Source organism: Kitasatospora nipponensis (genome assembly GCF_039528135.1).
GTDB lineage: Bacteria > Actinomycetota > Actinomycetes > Streptomycetales > Streptomycetaceae > Kitasatospora > Kitasatospora nipponensis.
In genome coordinates, this window is sequence record NZ_BAAALF010000196.1 from 1 (window position 1) to 4,662 (window position 4,662).

At 73.8% G+C, this 4,662-nt stretch carries 5 protein-coding genes and 1 pseudogene; all 6 read left to right on the plus strand.

Features of this window, described 5'->3' with window-relative positions:
• Positions 1–205, plus strand: a pseudogene (locus tag ABD323_RS33910) (2-oxoglutarate dehydrogenase, E2 component, dihydrolipoamide succinyltransferase); the annotation flags it as partial.
• Positions 206–249: 44 nt separating this feature from the next.
• A complete protein-coding gene (locus ABD323_RS33915) occupies positions 250–1,164 on the plus strand; it encodes a complex I subunit 1/NuoH family protein (protein WP_344445921.1) in 915 nt (304 codons plus the stop codon).
• A gap of 50 nt (positions 1,165–1,214) precedes the next feature.
• Positions 1,215–1,784 carry a 4Fe-4S binding protein gene (locus tag ABD323_RS33920; protein WP_344445922.1) on the plus strand — a complete coding sequence of 190 codons (570 nt, stop codon included), beginning with the start codon at positions 1,215–1,217 and terminating at the stop codon, positions 1,782–1,784.
• Positions 1,781–2,482, plus strand: coding sequence for an NADH-quinone oxidoreductase subunit J family protein (locus tag ABD323_RS33925; RefSeq protein WP_344445912.1), 702 nt, complete (start codon positions 1,781–1,783; stop codon positions 2,480–2,482). The genes ABD323_RS33920 and ABD323_RS33925 overlap by 4 nt, the downstream gene beginning before the upstream one ends.
• A gap of 6 nt (positions 2,483–2,488) precedes the next feature.
• On the plus strand, positions 2,489–2,887 hold the full coding sequence (gene nuoK, locus ABD323_RS33930; RefSeq protein WP_344445913.1) for an NADH-quinone oxidoreductase subunit NuoK: 399 nt from the start codon (positions 2,489–2,491) through the stop codon (positions 2,885–2,887).
• Positions 2,884–4,662, plus strand: a 1,779-nt coding sequence (locus tag ABD323_RS33935; RefSeq protein ID WP_344445914.1) for an NADH-quinone oxidoreductase subunit 5 family protein, incomplete at its 3' end; no start/stop codon positions are given. The genes nuoK and ABD323_RS33935, both read left to right, overlap by 4 nt.

The following is a 4,662-nucleotide window of genomic DNA, read 5'->3' on the forward strand; positions in this document are numbered from 1 at the left end:
CTCGCCGGTGCCGGCGCACGGGCCGGCGGACGCGTCGGCGGATCCGGCCGGACCCGGGAAGGCGGCAGGGCCCGAGAAGTCGGCCGGGCGGACGCCCGGGGAACCGCCGGCCGCCGCCGAGCCCCCGCAGGCCCCCGAGGCAGCACCCCCGACCCCCGAAGAACCGCAGGCCCCCGAAGCACCCCAGGACGGAGACAGCGCGTGAACCTGCTCGACACGCTGCTGCGCTGCCTCGCCGCGCTGGTGGTCATGCTCTCCTTCCCGCTGATCATCGGTCAGACCGAGCACAAGGTGATGGCCCACATGCAGGGCCGGCTCGGCCCGATGTACGCGGGCGGGTTCCACGGCTGGGCGCAGCTGGTGGCCGACGGGGTGAAGTTCGCGCAGAAGGAGGACATCGTCCCGGCCGGCGCCGACCGCCGGGTCTTCCAGTTGGCCCCGGCCGTCGCGCTGCTGCCGTACCTGCTGGTGCTGCTGGCCGTCCCGGTCGGGCCGAACGGTTTCGTCGGGCAGGCCGTCGACGCCGGGATCTTCTTCGTGCTCGCGGTGATGGGGATCGGGGTGCTCGGCTCGCTGATGGCCGGCTGGGCCTCGGCCAACAAGTTCTCGCTGCTGGGCGGCCTGCGCACGGCGGCCCAGCTGATGTCCTACGAACTGCCGATGCTGCTGGCGGGGGCCTCGGTGGCGATGGCCGCCGGCACCCTGTCGCTGACCGGGATCATGGCCGCCTTCCACTGGTGGTGGATCCCGTGGCAGGCGATCGGCGCGTTCGTCTTCTTCACCGCCGGCCTCGCCGAGCTCCAGCGCCCGCCGTTCGACATGCCGGTGGCCGACTCGGAGATCATCTTCGGTGCCTACACCGAGTACACCGGCCTGCGCTTCGCGCTCTTCCTGCTCTCGGAGTACGCGGGCATCCTGGTGCTCTGCGCACTGACCACGGTGCTCTTCCTCGGTGGCTGGCACGGTCCGCTGCCGGACAGCCTGGGCTGGCTCTGGACGCTGCTGAAGACCTTCGCGCTCGCCTTCGTGGTGATCTGGGCCCGGGTCACCTTCCCGCGGCTGCGCGAGGACCAGCTGATGCGTTTCGCCTGGACCGTGCTGATCCCGCTCGCGCTCCTCCAGCTCGCCCTGACCGGCGTCATCAAGGTGGCGATCACCCAGTGAACCTCCCCGGCTCCGGCCTGGCCAAGGGCCTCGCCGTCACCCTGCGGACGATGACGCGCAGGTCCGTCACCGCCCAGTACCCGGACGTCCAGCCGCAGCTGCCCCCGCGCAGCCGGGGCGTGATCGGACTGCTGGAGGAGAACTGCACGGTCTGCATGCTCTGCGCCCGTGAGTGCCCGGACTGGTGCATCTACATCGACTCGCACAAGGAGACCCTCCCGGCGGTCGACCCGAACGCGCGCGCCCGCACCCGCAACGTGCTGGACCGTTTCGCCATCGACTTCTCGCTCTGCATGTACTGCGGGATCTGCATCGAGGTCTGCCCCTTCGACGCGCTCTTCTGGTCGCCCGAGTTCGAGTACGCGGAGACCGACATCCTGGAGCTGACCCACGAGCGGGAGAAGCTCCGCGAGTGGATGTGGACCGTCCCGGCCCCGCCGGCGCTCGACCCGGCGGCCGAGGAGCCCAAGGAGATCGCCGCCGCGCGCAAGGCCGCCGACAAGCTGGCCGCCGCTGCGGCTGCGGCGGCAGCCGCTGCTGCCGCGGCGCCCGCCGCCGGCAGTGACTCCGGCACCGATTCCGGCACCGATTCCGCCGCCGAGCAGGGTGATGCCTCGTGACGACCACCCTGCTCGCCGCGACCGGCTCGCTCGCGCCGGCCACCCGCGGCTTCCTCTCCCCGACCGGGGTCGAGGTGGTCTTCCTGCTGGTGGGTCTGGCCGTGCTGGGGGCCGCCGTGATCTCGGTGACCACCAGGCAACTGGTGCACGCCGCGCTCTGGCTGGTGGTCGCGCTCGGCGGACTGGCGATCGAGTTCCTGCTGCTCACGGCCGAGTTCGTGGCCTGGGTCCAGGTGCTGATCTACCTCGGTTCGGTGGTCGTCCTGGTGCTCTTCGGCCTGATGCTGACCAAGGCGCCGATCGGCCGGTCGCCGGACGCGGACTCGGGCAACCGGTGGGTCGCCCTGGTGGTGGCGCTGGCCGCCGCCGGGACGCTGGTGACCCTGGTGGTGGACGCCTTCCGGACCTCCTGGATCGACCTGGGCGCCGGCGGCGGCAGCGCCGCCGTCACCGGGGCCAGCCTGTTCCGGCACTGGGTGCTGCCCTTCGAGGCGCTCTCGGTGCTGCTGCTCGCCGCCCTGGTCGGCGCCGTGGTGATCTCCCGCTCGCGGGAGTCGGGCGGGCCCAGGCCACGGCCCGGCCGGCTGCGCGCGCCCTCGTCGCGCACCGCAGCGCCGGTCCGGCCCGCACCCGCGGCTCAGCCCGCGTCGCCGTCGTCGCCGTCGCCGTCGTCTCAGCCGTCGCAGCAGGAGGGCTGACCGCCGATGCACCTCGCCTACCCCGCCGTCCTCGCCGCGCTGCTCTTCAGCATCGGCGTCTACGGCGTCCTCGCCCGGCGCAACGCCGTCCTCGTCCTGATGTCCGTCGAGCTGATGCTCAACGCCGTCAACCTCAACCTGGTCGCCTTCGATGCCTGGCTGCGCGACGCGCTGCACGCCGGGCAGGCGCTCACCCTGTTCACCATCACCGTCGCCGCCGCCGAGATCGGTCTCGGCCTGGCCATCGTCCTGCTGGTCTTCCGGACCCGGGGCACCGCGGACGTGGACCGGCTGACCTGGCTCGGTGACCGGGCCGCGGAGGTCCCGGCCACGGACCTCGCCGCCGGCGTGGCCGACCCCGCACCGGAAGCTGACGACGTGTCGAAGGGCCAGGCCGTCTCGTGAACATCGCGCTCCCCGCGCTCGTCCCGGCGCTGCCCGCGCTCGGCGCCGCCGCCCTCTTCGCCACCGGCCGCCGGGCCCCCGGCTACGCCCGGCCGCTGGCGATCCTCCCGGTCGCGGTCAGCGCCGTGCTGGCCCTGGTCGTCGCCCTCCAACTGGGCACCGGCCACACCCTGGACGCCGCCACCCGGCTCACTCCGACCGGCGGCCCGGAGATCTCGCTGGCGTTCCACCTGGACGGCTACAGCTCGTTGATCTCCGTCCTGGTCGGGCTGGTCGCCACCTGCGTGCAGGTCTACTCGACCGCCTACCTGCGCGACGACCCGCGCTACGCCTCCTACGCCGCCCTGGTCTCGCTCTTCACCGCCGCGATGCTCCTGGTGGTCTACTCGGGCGACCTGATCGTGCTGCTGACCGGCTGGGAGATCATGGGCATCTGCTCGTACTTCCTGATCGGCCACCACTGGGAGAGCGCGGACGCCCGGTCCGCCTCACTCAAGGCGTTCCTGGTCACCAAGCTCGGCGACGTGCCCTTCCTGTTCGGCCTCTTCCTGCTCGGCACCGACGCCGGGACCTTCCGGATCAACGGCGTGCTGGAGGCGGCGGCGCACGGGCGACTGGCGCACCCCACGCTGATCGCGCTGCTGCTGCTCGGCGGCGTGGCCGGCAAGAGCGCGCAGTTCCCGCTGCACACCTGGCTCCCCGACGCGATGGCCGGCCCGACCCCGGTCTCCGCGCTGATCCACGCCGCCACCATGGTCGCGGCCGGCATCTACCTGGTGGCGCGGCTGCTGCCGGTCTTCCTGCTCTCCGGCGCGGCGCTGCTGGTGCTCGCCGTGCTGGCCGCCGTGACCATGATCGGCTCGGCGCTCTGCGCGCTGGCCCAGGACGACGTCAAACGGGTGCTGGCGTACTCCACGGTCGGCCAGCTCGGCTACATGGCCGGCGCGCTGGCCTGTGGGGACCGCGAGGCCGCGGTGTTCCACCTGCTGAGCCACGGCGCGTTCAAGGCCCTGCTCTTCCTCGCCGCCGGTGTGCTGATCCACGCGGCGCACACCAACTCGCTCTCCGTGATGTCCCGGCTGCCGGGGCTGCGGGACCGGGTGCCGGACGCCCGCTGGACGCTCGGCATCGGCCTGGCGGCGCTGATCGGGCTGCCGCCGCTCTCCGGCTTCTTCAGCAAGGAGGCGGTCTTCACCGCCGCCGAGAAGGCGGCCGACGGAGCGGCGCTGACCAACGGTGTCGGCCCGGCCTCCGGGGTGCCGCAGGCGGCCGGCTGGATCGTGCTGGTGGCCGGCGGGCTGACCGCGCTGCTCACCGCCGCCTACGCGACCCGGCTCTGGCTGCTGGCGTTCCCGGCCCGGGCCGCCGGGAAGGCCGTCCCGCTCGGCGAGGGGGCCGCGGCCCGCATCCAGGCCGTCCCGGCCGAGGCCGGTGCGCCCTACTCGCCGGAGCTCGACGAGGCCGATCCGGCGCAGGCCGAGCCCCACGCGATGCGCTGGCCGCTCTGGGTGCTGGCCGTGCCGACGATGGGCTTCGGCCTCGCCGGCCTGCGCACCGACTGGCTGCCCGCCCTGCTCGACGGCGGCGAGCTGCGCCCCTCGCCGGCCACCGCGGTGATCGCCACCGGCCTCGCGGTGACCGGCATGCTGATCTGCTACGCCGCCTGGCGCAGCGGCACCGCCCGCGCCGCCCGCGCGGCCGCGGCCCAGGACGGGCCCCGGCCCGAGCCGGTCGGCCAGCCGGCCGCGGTCACGGCGGTGCCGGCCGCGGCCCCG